15 protein-coding genes are annotated in these 19,136 nt (G+C 65.6%); 2 read left to right on the top strand and 13 right to left on the bottom strand.

Features of this window, described 5'->3' with window-relative positions:
• Positions 1-10: 10 nt before the first annotated feature.
• Together ASC63_RS10480 and ASC63_RS10475 are read right to left on the bottom strand one after the other, a co-directional pair.
• Positions 11-1,105: a branched-chain amino acid aminotransferase gene (locus ASC63_RS10480; RefSeq protein ID WP_055815361.1), complete on the bottom strand. Its 1,095-nt coding sequence runs from the start codon at positions 1,103-1,105 to the stop codon at positions 11-13.
• Between the two features lie 47 nt (positions 1,106-1,152).
• On the bottom strand, positions 1,153-2,208 hold the full coding sequence (locus ASC63_RS10475) for a 3-isopropylmalate dehydrogenase (RefSeq protein ID WP_055812836.1): 1,056 nt from the start codon (positions 2,206-2,208) through the stop codon (positions 1,153-1,155).
• Positions 2,209-2,348: 140 nt separating this feature from the next.
• Between ASC63_RS10475 and ASC63_RS10470 the strand changes: the two genes are divergently transcribed.
• Positions 2,349-2,603, top strand: a complete 255-nt coding sequence (locus tag ASC63_RS10470; protein ID WP_055812833.1) for a DUF6458 family protein — start codon at positions 2,349-2,351, stop codon at positions 2,601-2,603.
• 42 nt (positions 2,604-2,645) lie between these two features.
• Here the strand turns inward: ASC63_RS10470 and serA are convergent, their stop codons facing one another.
• The 8 genes from serA to otsA all read right to left on the bottom strand — a co-directional run bounded on the left by serA (position 2,646) and on the right by otsA (position 12,685).
• Complete coding sequence (serA, locus tag ASC63_RS10465) at positions 2,646-4,238, bottom strand: phosphoglycerate dehydrogenase (RefSeq protein WP_055812829.1); 1,593 nt, start codon at positions 4,236-4,238, stop codon at positions 2,646-2,648.
• A gap of 106 nt (positions 4,239-4,344) precedes the next feature.
• On the bottom strand, positions 4,345-4,968 hold the full coding sequence (locus ASC63_RS10460; protein ID WP_162242892.1) for a TetR/AcrR family transcriptional regulator: 624 nt from the start codon (positions 4,966-4,968) through the stop codon (positions 4,345-4,347).
• Between the two features lie 241 nt (positions 4,969-5,209).
• Positions 5,210-6,238: a ketol-acid reductoisomerase gene (gene ilvC, locus ASC63_RS10455; RefSeq protein WP_055812825.1), complete on the bottom strand. Its 1,029-nt coding sequence runs from the start codon at positions 6,236-6,238 to the stop codon at positions 5,210-5,212.
• A gap of 35 nt (positions 6,239-6,273) precedes the next feature.
• Positions 6,274-6,783: an acetolactate synthase small subunit gene (gene ilvN, locus ASC63_RS10450; protein ID WP_082487498.1), complete on the bottom strand. Its 510-nt coding sequence runs from the start codon at positions 6,781-6,783 to the stop codon at positions 6,274-6,276.
• Between the two features lie 2 nt (positions 6,784-6,785).
• The gene (locus tag ASC63_RS10445) at positions 6,786-8,591 is read right to left on the bottom strand and encodes an acetolactate synthase large subunit (RefSeq protein ID WP_055812818.1); all 1,806 of its coding nucleotides are present in this window, start codon (positions 8,589-8,591) and stop codon (positions 6,786-6,788) included.
• A 48-nt stretch (positions 8,592-8,639) separates the two neighbouring features.
• Positions 8,640-10,334 carry a dihydroxy-acid dehydratase gene (ilvD, locus tag ASC63_RS10440; RefSeq protein WP_055812814.1) on the bottom strand — a complete coding sequence of 565 codons (1,695 nt, stop codon included), beginning with the start codon at positions 10,332-10,334 and terminating at the stop codon, positions 8,640-8,642.
• A 59-nt stretch (positions 10,335-10,393) separates the two neighbouring features.
• The gene (otsB, locus tag ASC63_RS10435; RefSeq protein WP_055812811.1) at positions 10,394-11,197 is read right to left on the bottom strand and encodes a trehalose-phosphatase; all 804 of its coding nucleotides are present in this window, start codon (positions 11,195-11,197) and stop codon (positions 10,394-10,396) included.
• Complete coding sequence (gene otsA / locus ASC63_RS10430; protein WP_055812808.1) at positions 11,198-12,685, bottom strand: alpha,alpha-trehalose-phosphate synthase (UDP-forming); 1,488 nt, start codon at positions 12,683-12,685, stop codon at positions 11,198-11,200.
• A 136-nt stretch (positions 12,686-12,821) separates the two neighbouring features.
• Between otsA and ASC63_RS10425 the strand changes: the two genes are divergently transcribed.
• The gene (locus ASC63_RS10425; RefSeq protein ID WP_327063347.1) at positions 12,822-13,739 is read left to right on the top strand and encodes a sugar phosphate isomerase/epimerase family protein; all 918 of its coding nucleotides are present in this window, start codon (positions 12,822-12,824) and stop codon (positions 13,737-13,739) included.
• On the opposite strand, the gene ASC63_RS10420 is transcribed toward ASC63_RS10425, so the two are convergent.
• From ASC63_RS10420 to ASC63_RS10410, 3 genes are read right to left on the bottom strand one after another with little or no spacing between them, the layout of a single operon-like run.
• A complete protein-coding gene (locus ASC63_RS10420) occupies positions 13,660-15,555 on the bottom strand; it encodes a YhgE/Pip family protein (RefSeq protein WP_055812804.1) in 1,896 nt (631 codons plus the stop codon). The genes ASC63_RS10425 and ASC63_RS10420 overlap by 80 nt on opposite strands.
• Positions 15,552-18,464 (bottom strand): MMPL family transporter, encoded by a 2,913-nt coding sequence (locus tag ASC63_RS10415; RefSeq protein WP_055812801.1) that lies wholly within the window; start codon positions 18,462-18,464, stop codon positions 15,552-15,554. The genes ASC63_RS10420 and ASC63_RS10415 overlap by 4 nt, the downstream gene beginning before the upstream one ends.
• A gap of 10 nt (positions 18,465-18,474) precedes the next feature.
• The gene (locus tag ASC63_RS10410) at positions 18,475-19,089 is read right to left on the bottom strand and encodes a TetR/AcrR family transcriptional regulator (RefSeq protein WP_235492124.1); all 615 of its coding nucleotides are present in this window, start codon (positions 19,087-19,089) and stop codon (positions 18,475-18,477) included.
• Positions 19,090-19,136: the final 47 nt, after the last annotated feature.

The raw sequence follows: 19,136 nt of genomic DNA, 5'->3' as shown, positions 1-19,136 counted from the left end.
AGCCTAGCCGTCAGGCGTCGAGGCGGGTGAGCCAGTCATGACGGTCGGGCAGGCGGCCGTACTGAATATCGGTGAGTTCCTGCCGCAGAGACATCGTGAGTTCGCCGGCAGGAGCATCCGCGTCACCGATGGTGAAATCGGCGGCCTTCAGCTGGCCGATCGGCGTGACGACGGCGGCGGTTCCGCAGGCGAACACCTCGACGATGTCACCGGATGCCGCCCCCTCGCGCCACTCGTCGATCGACACCCTGCGCTCCTCGACCGCGTGTCCGCGGTCACGGGCGAGTTGAAGGATCGAGTCCCGCGTGATGCCCTCGAGGATGCTCTCGGACTCGGGAGTGACCAGCGTGCCGTCCTTGTAGACGAGCACGATATTCATGCCACCGAGTTCTTCGAGATATTTGCCCTCAACCGAGTCGAGGAACAGCACCTGAGCGCAGCCCTGTTCGGCCGCCTCGGCCTGGGGAAGCAGACTGGAGGCGTAGTTGCCACCGGTCTTGGCCGCGCCTGTTCCGCCCTTGCCCGCGCGTGAATAATCGGTGGAAAGCCAGATGGAGACCGGGCTGACCCCGCCGGTGAAGTATGCGCCGGCCGGGCTGGCTATGACGTAGAAGGCCACCTTGTTGGCCGGGCGCACGCCGAGGAACGCCTCCTTGGCGAACATGAACGGGCGCAGATACAGGCTTGTCTCGTCGGCGTCGGACACCCAGCTGCCGTCCACGGCGACGAGTTTCCTGAGCGACTCGATGAAGTACTCGACCGGCAGCTCCGGCAGGGCGAGCCGGTGGGCCGAGCGCTGCATGCGGCGCGCGTTGGCCTCCGGGCGGAAGGTCCAGATCGACCCGTCCGCGTGCTTGTACGCCTTCAGTCCCTCGAACACTTCTTGCCCGTAATGCAGAACAGCAGCCGAAGGCTCCAGCGAGATCGGCCCGTACGGCTGCACGCGGGGGCGGTGCCAGCCGCCGCCGGTCGACCAGCAGATGTCGACCATGTGGTCGGTGAAGAAGTGGCCGAAGCCGGGGTTGGCGAGAATCTCCTCGCGCTCCACCTCGGACTTGGCGTTCTCATTGCGGATCGTCTGCCACAGAAGATCCGGAGTGGCCATTGTGAGCTGTATCGGCATGGGGTGTTCCTTCGTAAACGTGCGTGGGTCTAATTCTGCGCCAGCAACCCGGCTATCGCATCGCCGATCTCTTCGGTCGTGCGCTGATTGCCGTTTCGGGCCGCGAGGTCGTCGGTGACCGCCCGGTTCAGGCGGGTCGCGGCATCCGTCAGCCCCAGATGGTTCAGCAGGAGTGCAACAGAGAGGATCGCGGCGGTGGGATCGGCCTTGTGCTGGCCAGCGATATCGGGAGCGGAACCGTGAACCGGCTCGAACATGCTGGGGAAGGTGCTGTCGGGGTTGATATTGCCCGAAGCCGCCAGTCCGATGCCGCCGCTTATTGCGGCAGCCAGATCGGTGAGAATATCGCCGAAGAGGTTATCCGTGACGATGACGTCAAATCTAGCAGGATTTGTGACGAGGAAGATCGTTGCCGCGTCGACGTGCAGGTAGTCGACCGTGACATCCGGATGCTCGGCCGCTACCTCATCGACGATGCGTTTCCAGAGTCCCCCGGCGAAGGTGAGCACGTTGGTCTTGTGGACGAGCGTGAGCTTCTTGTGGCGGGCCTCAGCCTGGGAGAAGGCGAAGCGCACCACGCGCTCGACGCCGAACGCCGTGTTCACGGAGACCTCGTTGGCGACCTCCTGCGCCGTGCCGACGCGGATCGCACCGCCGTTACCCACGTAGGGGCCCTCTGTGCCTTCGCGCACGACAACGAAATCGACGTCCCCCGGGTTCGCCAGGGGGCTCACCACGCCAGGAAAGAGGGTGGTCGGTCGCAGATTTACATAGTGGTCGAGGCTGAAGCGCAGTTTCAGGAGAAGGCCGCGCTCGATGTTCGCGTTCTTCAGCCGCGGGTCGCCCGGCAGTCCGCCGACCGCGCCGAGCAGAATTGCGTCGTGACCCTTGATGGACTCGAGATCGTCGTCGGTGAGCACGTCGCCGGTCTCGAGAAAACGCCCTGCGCCCAGGGAGAACTCGGTCGTCTCAAAGCTGACGTCCTCGGATGCCGCCACGGCGTGCAGCACCTTCACCGCCTGCGCTATCACCTCGGGACCTATCCCGTCTCCGGGAATGACGGCAAGCTTGATCGAACGCGACATAGTGCTCCTTGACTGCACGGCGGAGATCTCAGACTATCGCGCACACCACGGTGTGGGCCTGTGCAGGGGGCGCGTGACGACCTATTGTGGGTGCACGTGCAGAACTCTACGAAGGCACGCCGAGAAGAAAGCAGGATCTCATGAGCCTAGGCGCAGGAATCTTACTGATAGTGATTGGGGCAATTCTCACGTTCGCCCTCAACCTCGACGTGACGTGGATCGATCTCCACCTCGTCGGCTACATTCTGATGGCGGCCGGCCTCGTCATTGTGATACTTGGAATCGTCTTGATGGTGCGCAAGCGCAGCACCGTCGTTACCAACCGCACGATTGATGCGAGGGGCCGGGAACAACTCTCCGAATCAGAACGCCGCGACGACCCACCCCAGTACTGACGTGCGCGAGCGTGCCGATCATGCATCGGCACGCTCCCGCGTTTACGCCTCGGTGATATCGATCTCGCGCAGCAGATCGGCGTCAATGGCCGTGCGCACCGACTCGAGCAGGGCATCCGGGGCCGGCGAATCTACCGTGAGTACGCTCAGTGCCTTCCCGCCCGCCATTGTGCGGGCGATCTGCATGCCCGCGATGTTGATCTTCGCGTCACCGAACTGCTGACCGAAGACAGCAACGATCCCGGGGCGGTCGTCGTAGACCATCACGATCAGGTGCTCGGCGATCGGCACCTCAACGTCGTAGCCGTTGATGCCGACGATCTTCTCGATCTGCTTGGTGCCCGTGAGCGTGCCCGAGACCGAGACCTGCGATCCGTCGCTCAGTGCGCCGTTCAGCGTAATGAGGTTGCGATACTCGGCGCTGACCGAATCGGTGATCAGGCGCACCTCGATGCCGCGCTGCTCGGCGAGGAGCGGCGCATTCACGTAGGAGACCGTCTCGCTGACGATATTGGTGAAGATTCCCTTCAGTGCGGCGAGCTTCAGCACGCTCACGTCGTAGTCGACGAGTTCTCCGCGCACCTCGATATCCACGCTGGTGAGCGGGCTGCCCGCGAGTCCGGAGAACACCTGGCCGAGCTTTTCCACGAGGGGAATGCCGGGGCGCACATACGGGTCGATTACGCCGCCGGCCACGTTGACGGCATCCGGAACCAGCTCGCCCGAGAGGGCGAGGCGCACCGACCTGGCGACAGAGACGCCGGCCTTCTCCTGCGCCTCGTCGGTGGATGCGCCCAGGTGCGGCGTGACAACGACGTTCGGCAGCGAGACCAGTGGCGAGTCCTTCGGCGGCTCGTTGACGAAGACGTCGAGCCCGGCGCCCGCGATGGTATTGCTCGTGAGCGCACGGTGGAGGGCGTCTTCGTCGATGAGACCACCGCGGGCGACGTTGACGATGAACGCCGTGGGCTTCATGAGCTTCAACTGCTCGTCGCTGATCATGCCCGTGGTCTCGGGGGTCTTCGGCATGTGGATGGTGATGAAGTCACTCTGTGCGAGCAGCTCCTCCAGGCTCACAAGCTGAACCCCGAGCTGCTGCGCGCGGGCGCTCGTGATGTAGGGGTCGTAGGCGATCACATTCGTGCCGAATGCCTGCATGCGCGCCGTGATGAGCGCGCCGATGCGGCCGAGGCCGATGATGCCTATCGTCTTCTCGTAGAGTTCGACGCCGGTGTACTTCGACCGCTTCCACAGGCCCTCGGCGAGCGAGGCATGACCGGCGGGAATGTGACGGGCCAGGCTCAGAATGTGGCCGACCGTGAGTTCCGCCGCCGAAATGATGTTCGACGTCGGGGCGTTCACGACCATGACACCGGCCGTTGTCGCCGCCTTGATGTCCACGTTGTCGAGACCGACTCCGGCGCGAGCCACGACCTTGAGCTTCGGCGCGGCAGCAAGTGCCTCCGCGTCGACCTGCGTGGCGGAACGCACGAGAATCGCCGCAGAATCTGCAAGGGCGGCAAGCAGCGCCGGGCGGTCAGTGCCATCGACGGTACGGATCTCGAAGTCGGGGCCGAGGGCCTCGACGGTGGCGGGTGAGAGTTCTTCGGCGATCAGCACTACCGGTTTCGACACGTAACGGTTCCTTTGGCTTTGGGGCAGGAGGGGAGACGTGCGCCGCGACCATTGGGGCGCTATTGAAGACACTTTACTGCCAGAACGGGGCCGCGAGCGACCACCCTCACCGTCGCGGTGCGTCGATGGCGGGAAGAATCCCAGCCCGAGACTCGACAACCGGCAGGCCGGTCATGCCCAGCCAGGCGGCCGTCACGAGCCGCTCGATGACGCTCTCTTCGAGCTCGCCCTGGACCAGCCACCGATATGCGAGCGGGCCGAGAACCAGGTCACGCAGAAGCGACGGATCGGCACCGGGCGCCAGTTCTCCGCGCGCGACAGCACGGTCGCAGATGTCGGCGAAGGTCTGGAAACGCACGAGCAGATAGTCCCGGCGCAGGGGCTCGTTCATCGCACCGGGTTCCGCACTGCCGGCCATCAATTCGAGAACCACGCCGAGCAGACCGGTGTCCACGAGCGTCAACTGCAGCCGCGAGACGAGCATGAGCACGTCGTCGAGGCCGCTGCCGGTATCGGGTACAGGGTCGCGGGGGGCCACGGCGTGCAACGCCGCCGAAAGCAGATGCGACTTCGAAGACCAGCGACGATAGATCGTCGGCCTGGTGACGCCGGCACGCTTGGCAACAGCTTCGAAGGTCACCCCGCTGTATCCGGATTCGCGGGCGACGGCCACGGTCGCATCCAGAATCGCTTCAGCCGTTGCGGGGTGTCTGGGTCTTCCAAGGGGCATCGGGGAACACTCTTTCTTCTGCGCCTGTCTCATCGCCTACTGGGACGGATGACAACCCCCGGGCCATCACACGGCTCGAAAACCGCGTGTGGCAACACTATCGCGCCGCCCTCAAAGATGACCAAGTGTTACGCCCCGAGCCCCGGATGCGCGAAACGCGGGGGTTGCGCCGTTCCGCGGGCGGCCTGCCACCCGCATTGCGGCGCAACCCCCGCGTGAGCGAGAGTGCGATGTACGACGCTTAGCGCGCGACCGAACCGTCGGTGTAGTCGTCGTCGTTTGACGAGTTCCATGCGAACAGCTTGCGCAGCTCGCGGCCGGTGGCCTCGATCGGGTGCTGCTCGCCCTTGGCACGCAGGGCGAGGAATTCCGGAGCACCGGCATCCTGGTCGGCGATGAAGCGCTTGGCGAAGGTACCGTCCTGGATGTCGGAGAGAACGGCCTTCATGTTCTCCTTGACGTTCGGGTCGATGACGCGCGGGCCGGAGACGTAGTCGCCGTACTCTGCTGTGTCGGAGACGCTCCAGCGCTGCTTGGCGATGCCGCCCTCCCAGATGAGGTCGACGATGAGCTTCATCTCGTGAAGAACCTCGAAGTACGCGATCTCCGGCTGGTAGCCGGCCTCGGTGAGGGTCTCGAAACCGTACTGGATGAGCTGCGAGACGCCGCCGCACAGCACGGCCTGCTCGCCGAACAGGTCGGTCTCGGTCTCTTCGGTGAAGGTGGTCTTGATGCCACCGGCGCGCAGTCCGCCGATGCCCTTCGCGTAGCTGAGCACGAGCTCCCACGCATTGCCGGTGTCGTCCTTCTCGACGGCGACGGCCACGGGAACGCCACGGCCGGCCTCGTACTCGCGACGCACGGTGTGACCCGGTCCCTTGGGGGCAACCATGATCACGTCGACGCCCTCGGGCGCCTGGATGTACTCGAAGCGGATGTTGAAGCCGTGCCCGAAGACGAGCGCGTTGCCGGCGGAGAGGTTGTCCTTGATGTCGTCCGCGAACAGTCCGCGCTGGTGCTGGTCGGGCGCGAGAACCACGATGACGTCGGCCCAGGCCGCCGCCGCCGCGGAACTCTTGACCGTGAAGCCGGCCTCCTCGGCCTTGGTCTTCGACTTGGAGCCGTCCTTGAGGCCGATGACAACCTCGACTCCGGAGTCGCGAAGGTTCAGCGCATGGGCGTGCCCCTGCGAGCCGTACCCGATGACGGCAACCTTCTTGCCCTGGATGATCGACAGGTCAGCGTCCTTGTCGTAGTAGATCTCAGCCACGATGTATTTCTCTCCTTGTGTTGTGGTCTTGGTTCCTAATTCTTGAAAACGCGTTCGGTGATGGACTTGGGACCGCGACCTATCGCGAGCAATCCGGATTGTGCCATCTCCCGAATACCATACGGCTCGAGCACCCTCAGCAGCGCTTGGGTCTTGCCGCTGTCGCCGGTGACCTCGATGACCACGGCATCCGTGGCCACGTCGACCACGCGGGCCCTGAACAGGGTGGCAGCCTCCAGAACGGCGGAACGAGTGCCGGAATCCACGCGCACCTTGATCAGCAGATGCTCGCGCTGCACCGACTGCGACTGGTCGAGCTCGACGACCTTGATCACGTTGACGAGCTTGTTGAGTTGCTTGGTGACCTGTTCGAGAGGCAGGGCATCAACATCCACCACCACGGTGATGCGGGAGAGGCCGTCGACCTCGCTCGAACCCACCGCAAGCGACTCGATGTTGAAGCCGCGACGCGCGAACAATCCGGCAACGCGGGTGAGCAAGCCGGGCTTGTCCTCGACCAGCAGCGAAAGAACGTGGTGGCTCATGGCTACTCCCCCTCCCATTCGGGCGCATGTTCACGCGCATACTGCACGGAGGAGTTGCCGACCCCCTGCGGAACCATCGGCCACACCATGGCATCGCGGCTCACCACGAAGTCGATGACCACGGGGCGATCGTTCGTTTCGTTCGCGAGCTTGATCGCGGCATCCACCTCCTCCTTCTTCGTGACCCGGATGCCCAACGCGCCATACGCGTCGGCCATCTTGACGAAGTCGGGGATCATGCGGGTACCGTGACCGGTGTTGAGGTCGGTGTTCGAGTGCCGCCCGTCGTAGAACAGGGTCTGCCACTGGCGCACCATGCCCAGCGACGAATTGTTGATGATCGCCACCTTGATGGGGATGTCGTTGATCGTGCAGGTGGCCAGTTCCTGATTGGTCATCTGGAAGCATCCGTCGCCGTCGATCGCCCACACGGTGCGGTCGGGGTTGGCGACTTTGGCGCCCATGGCCGCCGGCACGCCGTAACCCATGGTTCCCGCACCGCCCGAGTTGAGCCACGCGTTGGGGCGCTCGTACTTGATGAATTGCGCGGCCCACATCTGGTGCTGACCCACGCCGGCCGCGTAGATACCTTCGGGGCCGGTGATGGCACCGATGCGCTCGATCACGTACTGGGGCGACAGAAGTCCGTCGTCGGGCTCGGTGAAGCCCAGCGGGAACTGCTCCTTCAGGCCGTTCAGCCTTTTCCACCATTCGGTGATGTCTGGCGTCGTTCCTGCCGCCGCCTCGAGATATGCGGAGGTCAGGTCGACGATGACGTCCTTGGCATCGCCGACGATCGGGACATCTGCAACGCGGATCTTGGAGATCTCCGCGGGGTCGATGTCGACATGGACAACTTTGGCGTTCGGGGCGAACTCGCTCACCTTGCCGGTAACGCGGTCGTCGAAACGGGCGCCCAGCGCTATCAGCAGGTCGCTCTCCTGAATGCCGAGAACGGCGGGAACCGATCCATGCATACCGGGCATGCCCAGGTGATGCGGATGCGAGTCAGGGAATGCCCCACGCGCCATCAGCGTCGTGACGACGGGCGCGCCCGTCGTCTCGGCCAGCTTCAACAGTTCGGCGGATGCCTCCGAGCGGATGACGCCGCCTCCCACGTAGAGAACGGGGCGTTTCGCTTCGACAAGAAGCTGCGCGGCAGCCTGAATCTGTTTGCCGTGCGCCTTCATCACCGGGCGGTAACCCGGCAGGTCGAGCTTGGGCGGCCAAATGAACGGTGCGCTGTTCTGCTGCGCGTCTTTCGTGACGTCCACTAACACCGGGCCCGGACGGCCGGTGGACGCGATCAGGTACGCGGCGGCAATGGTCGCCGGTACCTCCTCGGGCCTCGTCACGAGAAAGGAGTGCTTCGTGATCGGCATGGTGATGCCGACGATGTCGACCTCCTGGAACGCATCCGTTCCCATGGAGGTGGAGAAGACCTGACCGGTGATCGCGAGCAGCGGCACCGAGTCGAGGTGGGCATCCGCAATCGCCGTCACGAGGTTCGTGGCGCCGGGGCCGGAGGTGGCAATGGCCACACCGACCTTGCCGGTGGATGAGGCGTAGCCCTCGGCCGCGTGGCCGGCGCCCTGCTCGTGTCGCACCAGAATGTGGCGAATGGCGGTCGACGACATGAGCTCGTCGTAAAACGGCATGATGGCGCCACCGGGGAGACCAAAGACGTCTTTGACGCCGAGGTGCTCGAGCGAGCGCAGGATTGCGCCAGACCCGGTGAGAATTTCTGGTTCGGCCGGCGCAGTGGTGCGGGCGGCGGGTGGTGGCACGGGTAAGGAGTCCGCAGACATCGTGAGATCACATCCCAATCGGATCGTACGTGAATGGTGGGGCGCGAACTACCCGGTGATCGCGCCTTCCGCTGCGGAATGCACGAGCTTCGAGTACTTCGCCAAAACGCCACGGGTATAGCGCGGAGGAAGTGGTGCCCAGCCTTCTCGGCGAGCGGCCAGCTCGGCCTCGTCAACCAGTAAGTCGAGGGAGCGAGCTGCGATATCGACCCGTATCAGATCACCATCGCGCACGAAGGCGATGGGACCAGCGTCCACCGCTTCGGGTGCTATGTGGCCGATACACAGTCCGGTTGTGCCGCCTGAGAATCGACCGTCCGTCAATAGTAATACATCCTTGCCGAGTCCCGCGCCCTTGATGGCTGCGGTGATGGCCAGCATCTCGCGCATGCCGGGCCCACCCTTCGGACCCTCGTAGCGGATGACCACCACGTCGCCCTCCGAAATCGCCCCCGCGGTGAGGGCGTCCATGGCTTCGCGCTCCCGTTCGAACACGCGTGCGGGCCCTTCAAACACGTCGGCGTCGAAGCCGGCCGTCTTCACCACGGCTCCATCGGGCGCAAAGCTGCCCTTCAGAATGGTGAGCCCGCCGGTGGCGTGAATCGGGTTGTCCAGGGTGCGCATGACCTCGCCATCGAGCGGATCCGGGTTCAGTTCGGCGAGGTTCTCGGCAACGGTCTTACCGGTGACGGTGAGCGCGTCGCCGTGCAGCAAGCCGGCATCCAGCAGCGCCTTCATGACGACGGGGATGCCGCCCTGACGGTCCACGTCGTTCATGACGTACTTGCCGAAGGGCTTGAGGTCACCGATGTGCGGCGTCTTGTCGCCGATGCGGTTGAAGTCGTCGAGGGTGAGATCCACCTCGGCCTCGCGGGCGATGGCCAACAGGTGCAGCACGACGTTGGTGGAGCCGCCGAGTGCCATCGCCACCGTGATCGCGTTCTCAAACGCCTTTTTCGTGAGGATGTCTTTGGTCGTGATGCCCAGGCGCAGCAGGTTGACGACGGCCTCGCCCGAACGGTGCGCGTAGTAGTCACGACGGCGATCGGCAGCGGGCGGCGCAGCCGAGCCGGGCAGGCTCAGGCCGAGGGCCTCGGCGACAGAGGCCATCGTATTCGCCGTGTACATGCCACCACAGGCACCCTCACCGGGCGCTATCGCGCACTCGATCTTCTTGAGATCTTCGAGGCTCATCGTGCCGGCTTTGCAGGAGCCCACGGCCTCGAAGGAGTCGATGATCGTGACCTCCTTCTCGGTGCCGTCAGAGAGCTTGACCCAGCCGGGTGCGATGGACCCTGCGTACAGGAAGACGGAAGAGAGGCCCAGCCGGGCCGCCGCCATGAGCATGCCGGGAATGGACTTGTCGCATCCGGCCAGCAGCACGGATCCGTCAAGACGCTCTGCCATCATCACCGTCTCGACCGAGTCGGCGATGACCTCACGGGAGACGAGCGAGAAGTGCATGCCCTCGTGGCCCATGGAGATTCCGTCGGAAACGGAGATAGTGCCGAACTGCAGCGGATAGCCGCGCCCGGAGTGCACGCCCTCCTTCGCCGCCTGCGCGAGCCTGTCGAGGCTCAGGTTGCACGGCGTGATTTCGTTCCAGGAGCTCGCGATGCCGATCTGGGGCTTGTCCCAATCTTCGTCGCCCATGCCCACGGCGCGCAGCATTCCGCGGCTCGTGGTGGCTTCGATTCCATCGGTGACGGTGCGGCTGCGCGGTTTGATGTCGATCTCAGGCATGAGACGAGTCTAGAACTTCGCGGGCACCACCATTTTCACGTCGACAGGCTCCTGCTGGTTCACGTGCGGAGGTCGGCGAGGATGTCGAGGGCTGCGGCGAGCGCGAGCGGGTCGGACACGCGATAGCCGGCGGCCGTGTCGCCGTCACCCACCTTGATGCCGACATCCCTCGGCTCGAGCGCGAGGAACCCGTCTTCGTCGGTCACGTCGTCGCCCGCGAACAGAACCGCGGATGCCCCGACATGCTCACGCAGGCGCCGCACGCCGTCGCCCTTGGTCGCGCCGCGTACCGCGAACTCGACGATGTCTTTGCCGCCGCGCGCCGTGATGCCGGTGCCGAGCGCCTCGGCGGCCGCGCGTGCCTCGGCGATGACGGCCGCGGCATCTGCCGAAGGAATCAGTCGCGTGTGCAGACCGAGGCCGGCCGGCTTGCGCTCCAGGTGCACGCCCGGATTCTCCTGCACGATCGCCGCGAGTTCCGCGTCGAGCGCAGCGAGCAGCCGACGCTCCTCTGGGTCGAGTTCCACCTCGGTCCTGGCGCCGTCGAGCCGCAGTTCGACGCCGTGCGAGCCAACGAGAAGCTCGGCCGGCTGCGCCTCGGTGACACGCGCCAGGCTGGCGACCGGCCGGCCGGAGATGTAGGCAACCGTGGTGCGGGGTACCGCACGAAGGCGCCGAATGGCGGCCTTCGCCTGCGGGGTCGCACGTGCCTCAGCGGGCAGATCGACGAACGGCGCGAGCGTGCCGTCGAAGTCGAGCGCGATCAGAAGAGAATCGGCGCGCGCGAGCCCGGCGAGGGCATCCGCCAATTCGACGGGCACCGCACCGCCGTCGGCCGCAGCCGCCGCACTCCAGCCGGCCATTCAGCGCTCCCTGGTGCGGTAGCCGGCCGGTTTCTCGTCCCGGTGATCTCCGTGTGCGGTATTCACAAGGGCATCGAGGAACGACTTCGACCACCGTGCCACGTCGTATGTCAGCACCCGTTTGCGCAATGCACGCATGCGGCGGCTGCGCTCCGCCTTGGGCATGATCGCCGCCTGCAGCATGGCCTCTTTCAGGCCCTCGATGTCGTGCGGATTGATGAGAATGGCCTGACGAAGTTCGTCGGATGCCCCGGCGAATTCGCTGAGCAGCAGCACACCGTCGTTGTCCACCCGCGAGGCCACATATTCCTTGGCGACGAGGTTCATGCCGTCACGCAGGGCCGTGACGAGCATCACGTCGGCGGCAAGGTACAACGCCACCATCTCCTCGCGAGGGTAGCCGTGGTGCAGGTAGTTGATCGCGGTGTGGCTGATGCTGCTGTAATCGCCGTTGATGCGGCCGACGGTCAACTCGATCTCGTCACGCAACTGACGATAGGTCTCGACCCTTTCGCGGCTGGGACTCGCGACCTGCACGAGCACGACATCGGCGGGGTCGATGCGTCGCTCGGCGAGCAGCTCCCCGTACGCCTTCAGCCGGTGCCCGATGCCCTTCGTATAGTCCAGGCGGTCGACGCCGAGCATGATCGTCTGGGGGTCACCGAGGTCGTGCCGAATCTGTCTGGCGCGTTCCTGGATCTCCGGCCTGCTGGCCATTTCCTGGTACATCTGCGCGTCGATCGAGATCGGGAATTGCCGGGCAAGCACCGTGCGCACGAGCGCGCCACGACGGTTCGTCGTGACATGCCGATGCGAACCCGCCTCCGGATCGTCCGTCTCGATGGGCACCTCGATGATGGAGCCCCGCGTGTCGTAACCCTTGAGCCGGCGTGCCGCACGGGAGAAGTTGCCGGCATCGGCCAGTCGCTGGAATCCCAGAACATCGGCCCCGAGCAAGCCCTCCACGATCTGGCGCCGCCACGGCAGCTGCGAATAAATGCCGTACGGCGGGAAGGGAATGTGGTTGAAGAAGCCGATCACCAGATCGGGTCGCGCCTCGCGCAACAGCTTCGGCACGAGCTGCAACTGGTAATCGTGCACCCACACGACGGCACCGGGGGCGGCGGCCTTCGCCGCAGCATCCGCGAAGCGCTTGTTGACGACGACGTACGCCTCCCACCATTCGCGGTGGTAGCTCGGTGGCGCGATCACGTCGTGGTACAGGGGCCAGAGGGTGTCATTGGAGAAGCCCTCGTAGTATTCCTGCACCTCCTGCTCGCTCAGTTCGACGGGAATGAGGTCAATGCCGCCGATCTCGAACGGCTCCATCTCTTCGCCGGCGACGCCGGGCCAACCCACCCAGACGCCGTCTTCAGCCTTCATCATCGGCTCGAGAGCAGCCACAAGGCCGCCGGGTGAGGGGCGCCATGTGGTGTTGCCGTCGTCATCGATCACCCGGTCGACCGGCAGCCTGTTCGATACGATCACGCGGTCGAAAGTGTCCCCAGACTTGTGGGGTCTTTTCGCAGTTTTTTCGGCAGAAATTGTGTGTCCGATCGCTCTGGGCCAGAAGGCCTCCGCACTGTGCTCAGGCTACCAGCCGATCTGTTTTGCGGCTCGTCGGATGCCGGTCATCACGCGTTCACGTGCGGCCTTTACCGTGGTCGTGATGATTCGCATCGGATTAAGCACATCGAGCGTCTTTCCTCTCAAGACGGAGGAGGCGTTCCGACTGGCACGACGGGCCGGATACGACGGCGTCGAGATCATGGTCACACGCGACGAGACCACCCAGGACGCGGCGGGACTGAATGCCCTGGCCAAGAAATACGACATGCCCGTGCTCTCGATTCATGCGCCGGTGCTCGTGCTCACCGCGTTCGTGTGGGGGCGCGATCCGCGGGTGAAACTGGAGAAGTCGGCGGAGCTCGCCCGGGCGACGGGCGCGGGCACTGTGGTCGTGCATCCGCCTTTTCGCTGGCAGGGCGGCTACGCGCTGCAGTTCCTCGCGATCGTGCGCGAACTGCGCGCGGCGTGGGGTGTGGAGATCGCGATCGAGAACATGTTTCCATGGAATGTCGCCGGCCGCGGCCTCAAGGCCTATGCCCCCGGATGGGACCCGGTGACGATGGACTGCGACGCGGTGACCCTCGATTTCTCCCACGCGGCGCTCAGCGGGCGCAACGCACTGGCGATGGCGAGCACGCTCGGCACCAGGCTGCGGCACGTGCACCTGTGCGACGGCTCGGGCTCGCTGGCTGATGGACGCGTCTTCGACGAGCACCTGCTGCCCGGTCGTGGCACTCAGCCGGTGGCCGAGGTGCTTGCACACCTTGCCGCCAGTGACTGGAACGGCAGTGTCGTGGCGGAGATCAACACGCGCAAGGCACGCTCCGAGCGCGATCGCCTTGAACTGTTGCGCGAGACCATCGAGTTCGCCCGCGCCCACACCACGCCGCAGCTCAGCCGCGTGCAGGAGCAAACGCAAACGACCTCGCCCCGCGTTTTCGCGCAACCAGAACGTACGACAACACGAGGCTGAGCAGCCCGAACACCATCAACGCAACGGATGCCCCGGCAACAGTGGCACCACCGGCGCCCGAGACGATCCCCTGCATTCCCTGTACGGCGTAGGTCATCGGCAAAAGCGGACTGATCGCCTGGAACGGTGCCGAGACGATCTCAACGGGGAATAACCCGCCGATCGCCGGCAACTGCAGGGCGAGCAGCACGACTGAGACGACCACGCCCACCCGTCCGAACAGCACGTTCATCAGGTGATGGATACCCGTGAAAACCAGCGCGAGCAGCAGGGCGAACGCAAGAGTTGCCGGCAGCATCCCCCACGACACCCCGAGCACCGTGTGCACGAGCGCCACCAGAACAATGGCCTGCGCAAGGGCGATGCCGGCGGCCCTGGCGAAGCCGCGCGCCACGATGCGCGCCGTCGAGGCAGTCGACGCCAGCGTGAACGCCGTCACGGGCCGCAGCAGCAGGAAGATCGCCATGGCGCCGACCCACAGGCCTATCGGCAGAAACACCATGCCGATGACCTTGCCGACGCCGTCAATCGGATTCGCCCGGCTCACGGTGATGCCCACAGGGTCGGCTATCACCTTGGCCGTGGCTTTCGCGCTCGTGTCGCTCAAGGCCGAGGCCTGCTTGGCACCGCCTGCGAGCCCGTCGGCGAGCGTTGATGCACCGCCGGCCACCTGATGTGCCCCGGATGCCGCCGATGCGGCGCCGGTGGACAGCGCGTCGATGCCGATGGCCAGTTGGCCGAGTCCGGAGGCGACCCCATCCGCCCCGGAACGGAGCCCGGCCGAGCCGCCCGCGATCTGAGCCGCGCCATCCGCGCTCGAGGCTATGCCGTTACGAACGCCCGTCAGCGCGGACGAGGTCTTCGACGAGAGCGTCGTGCCACTCGCGGCGGTCGTCTTCAGCCCTGCGGCGATCTGCTGCAGGCCGGGATTCGCTGCCAGCGTCGGGTCCGCGCTCATGAGTGCCGTGAGGTTTGCAGAGAGGGTGCTGACACCACTGGTATAGGCCGAGACTCCCGAGCTCAGTGAAGACAGCCCCGCCGAGCCGTCGCGCAACTGCCCGAGGCCGGCGGCAAGCTGGTCGACTCCACCCGTGTAGGAATTGACGCCGCCGGCAAGCGAGCGGGCGCCCGATGCCGCCGAACCCGCGCCGGTGGCGGTGGATGCCGCTCCCTGCGCCAGTTTGTCGAGCCCGGATGCCACACCCGTTGCTCCCGTGGAAAGCTTCCCCGCGCCGTCGGCTGCCTGGGTGAGCGAGCCGCCCATGCCGGCGAGGTTCTCGTAGAACGCCGTCAGGTATTGCGTCGTGATCTGCTTGCCGAAGGCGCCCGACATGGCCGAGCCCACCGACTGCGCGACGGAGCCGACGAGATAATCGTGCGAATCGTCCGTGCGAATGCTGATGTTCGCCTGGGTCGGCCTGGTGCCCTGCAATGACTGGATCGACGCGGAGAAGTCCTTGGGGATGGTCAGCACCGCATACGCGCTGCCGGAGGAGAGCGCAGCCTTGGCGTCGGTGGAATTCGAGATGGTCCAGTCGAAGCCCGCGCTGGTGCCGCCGGTCAACTCCGTCACGAGTTGGCGGCCGGCCAGAATGGGCTGCTTCGTGCCGTCCGCGGCGGTCGAGGTGACCATCACGTCGTTGTTGACCACAATCGCCGGAATCGCGTCCACGCGTTTGTCCGCGTTGGTCAGTGCACCGGCGAAGAAGCCTGCAACCACGAGCGGAACGACTATCACCCCGGCGAGCAGAATGCCGAAGCGACGTCGACGCGAGCCCGCCGTGCGGGTGAAGAGTCTTTCGAGCCTGGTGCTCATCGCAGCACGCCCTTCCTGTCGAAGACGTTCAGATCGAGTGCGACACGCTCGCGGCCGGCGAGCGCTGACCCCGCATCCGCTGCATCCGCTGCACCCGCCGATGACGACAAGCTGAAGACGATGGTGACGGATGCCGGCGCCAGCGCGGCAACGACCCTCGCGAAGCGTTCCCCGTCGGCTTCACCCGACACTCCTTCGCCGAGGTCGATGAAGACGAGACCCGGCCGCTCGGCGAGCGCCGCTGCTACGAGCACCGTCGAGCGCTGCACGGAGCCGAGCGTGGAAAGACTGGAGCCGCCGTGTACGCCGGCGGCGTCGCATCCGGCTGCCGCGAGCGCGTCGGTGATGCGCCGCTCCCAGCCGATCAGCGCCAGACGCGACGACGACGGCCACCAGCGCGCGGCGAGCTCGAGGCGCTCGGCGAGCACCTCGGCAACGGTGCGGCCCCCGTCGATGCCGCTGTGCCTGCCCACATCGACCAGCGCAACCTGCCGCATCACGCGCGAGCGTTCCGAGGGTAACGGCGAACCGAGTACCTGCACTCGACCGGCCACGGGATCGAGACGACCCGCGAGACTCGCGGCAACGACGCGACGGTCGGCGGGGCTGCCCGTCATCGTCACGATGGCACCACGAGGCGCCGAGACGGTGAGCGGCCCGATAGTGCTCTCGCTCACGCCGAAGACTGCATCGTCGGCCGTGATCGCCGCCTCCTGCGTGGCGGCCCAGGCCCGGTCGCTGAGGTGATGCCGAAGCCCCTCGCCCTCGATGTCGACATTGGGCAGGATGCGTGCGAGCCAGCGCGGCAGCCACCAGGCAGCCTTTCCGGCCAGGGCCATGGCGGCCGGACCAAACGTCATGCGCACCAGGAAGGCGTCGCAGGCGATGCCGACGGCGAGTCCCAGCGCGATGCCCTTGATCACCCCGGAGCCCTCGGGCACGAAGGCAAAGAAGACGAAGAACATGATCAGGGCGGCCGCCGTCACGACGCGAGCGGCACCCGAGAAGCCGGTCGTGATGGCGCCTCGCGCATCCTTCGTCTTCACGTATTCCTCGCGCATGCCCGAGACGAGGAAGACCTCGTAGTCCATGGCGAGGCCGAACAGCAGGGCCATCATGATGATCGGCAGGAAGCTGAGGATCGGCCCGGTCGATGAGACGTTGAGCAGATCGGCGAGCCAGCCCCACTGGAAGATCGCCACGACCACTCCGATTGAGGCGAAGATCGAGAGCAGAAAGCCGATCGCGGCCTTGATCGGCACGAACAGCGAGCGAAACACCATTGTGAGCAGAATGACCGAGAGCCCGACAACCACCAGCGCGAACGGGATGAGCGCGCCGGCAAGACGGTTGGAGATGTCGACGGCCACGGCCGTCGCGCCCGTGACCGAGACCGGTGTGTCATAGGTCTTTTCGATCGCCGGCGCCTTCTCGCGAATCGCCTCGACGAGTTGCTTGGTGGCAACGGAGTCTGGCGCACTCTTCGGGATCACCCGGATGATCGCGGTATCGAGTGACGGGTTCGGGATGCCTTGACTCACGTATTTGACGTCATCGAGACGCGCCAGATCCCCACCGATGGATTTCAGATCCTCCATGACATTGGTCGTCTGGGTGATGTCGACCATGACGATGAGCGGGCCGTTGTAGCCCGGTCCGAAACCGCGCTCGATCATGTCGTATGCCTGGCGTGAGGTCGATCCGGCCGGGTCCTGCGCACCCGTCGGCAGATTGAGATCGAGGCTGAGGGCGGGAATGGCGAGCGTTCCGAGAATCACGACGACGGCCGCGACCCACGCCAGCGGCGCCTTCAGAACCATGCGCACCCAGCGCAGGCCCATCGTGGGCCGTGTCTTGACGCCCGCGTGCGCGCGCTTCCAGGCGCGGGTCCCCTCCTTCGGTGCCAGGCGCCCCTTGGCGAGGCCGAGCATGGCGGGCACGAGGGTGACCGCAACGGCGATGGCGACGAGCACGGCGAATGCCGCCGCAAGACCCATCACACTGAGGAACGGGATGCCGACGACCAGCAGTCCGAGCAGGGCGATGATCACGGTCGCACCGGCGAAGACCACCGCGCTGCCCGCCGTGGCGACGGCCGTTGCCGCAGATTCTTCGGGATCCACTCCCCTGGCCAGCTGGGTTCGATGGCGCGAGAGGATGAACAGGGAGTAGTCGATTCCCACCGCGAGCCCCAGCATGAGCGCGAGCATGGGCGACGCACTCGAGATGGTGGTGAATGCCGAGAGTGCGATGACCGCGCCCATGGTAATGCCCACCCCGAGCAGCGCCGTGAGCAGCGGCATGCCCGCCGAGAGCAGCGAGCCGAAGGTGATCAGCAGCACGACGGCGGCGAAGATCACACCGAAGGCCTCGGTGATGGTGATGCCGAAACTGGTGTCCTGAAAGACCTGGCCGCCGAACGCGACGGTCAGGCCGGCGTCGCGCGCGGCATCCGCCGTTGCCGTGACCTTGCCGAGGGTCGCGTCGGTGACGTCGGAGGACTGCCCCGTGAACTGCACGGTGGAGTAGGCCATGCGCGCACCGTCGGCTATCGCGTCACCCGCGTATTCGGAGTAGGGCGTGAGCACCGAGTCGACGCCGGGCACCTTCTCGAGCTGCGTTGCCATGGCCTCGATGGCGGATTTGTAGGCCGGGTCATTGACGGTCGAACCGGCAGGGGTCTCGTAGACGACCTGCGCGCTCGCACCGGCCGCCGAGGGAAAGACTGCCGCGAGCTTGTCGATGGCCTGCTGCGATTCCGTGCCCGGGATGGCGAAGGATTCCTGGGTCTGGCCACCGAGCGCCAGCCCCGTGCCCAGCACTCCGGCGAGCAGCGCCACCCAGACGCCGATGACGATCCAGGCCCTGCGGTAAGCGAAGTGACCGATGCGATAGAGGAGGGTAGCCATTCGGGTGGTCCTATCGGGTGTGCGGGCGGTACTGAACGGGGGCGAGCAGTTCGGAGACGACGCTGATGAGGGCCCCGCGAATCTCGTCGAGGGGAAGCATGTCGCTCTCGTCGGTGAAGTTCATGGCGGCAACGAGCGTGTACGCCGCGCCGCCGAGAGCGACGCCGAAGCGAATCTTCTGCTCGGCACCCTCGAGGTCGCTCGCGAAATTGTCCGCAAGAGCGGCGACGGATGCGTTGGCCCGGTCAATCACGGCGATGCCCGCCAATGACTGCCCCTGGTTGATGAAGGTGTGCACCTCGAGCCGGTACTGAAGTAGAAAGTCGATGAACGATTCAATGAAGGTCTGACGTGCCGCGGCCGAGGATCGCAGGCTGCCGATGTCGCCGAGCAATTCTTCGAGCCGGTCGATGGCCGGGCCGATGGCCGCCTCAAGCAGCGCCTCCTTCGAGGCGAAGTGGTACAGCACGCTCGACTTGGAATAGCCGGCGATGTCTGCAATCTGCTGCAGCGAGGTGCCGGCGAAGCCGACAGAGGCGAACTGCTCGAGCGCGACGGCACGCAACTCCACGCTGGCGCTCGGGCGTCCCGCCGGCGGGGCCGATTCGGGGGAAGGAATACTCACCCCACGACGGTATCTGACCAATCGGTCAGTTTCTGCACGATCGGTCA

Source organism: Leifsonia sp. Root112D2, assembly GCF_001424905.1.
Taxonomy (GTDB): Bacteria; Actinomycetota; Actinomycetes; order Actinomycetales; family Microbacteriaceae; genus Root112D2.
Note: the sequence above shows the minus strand (reverse complement) of the source record. Positions and strands in the feature narration are given on the sequence as shown.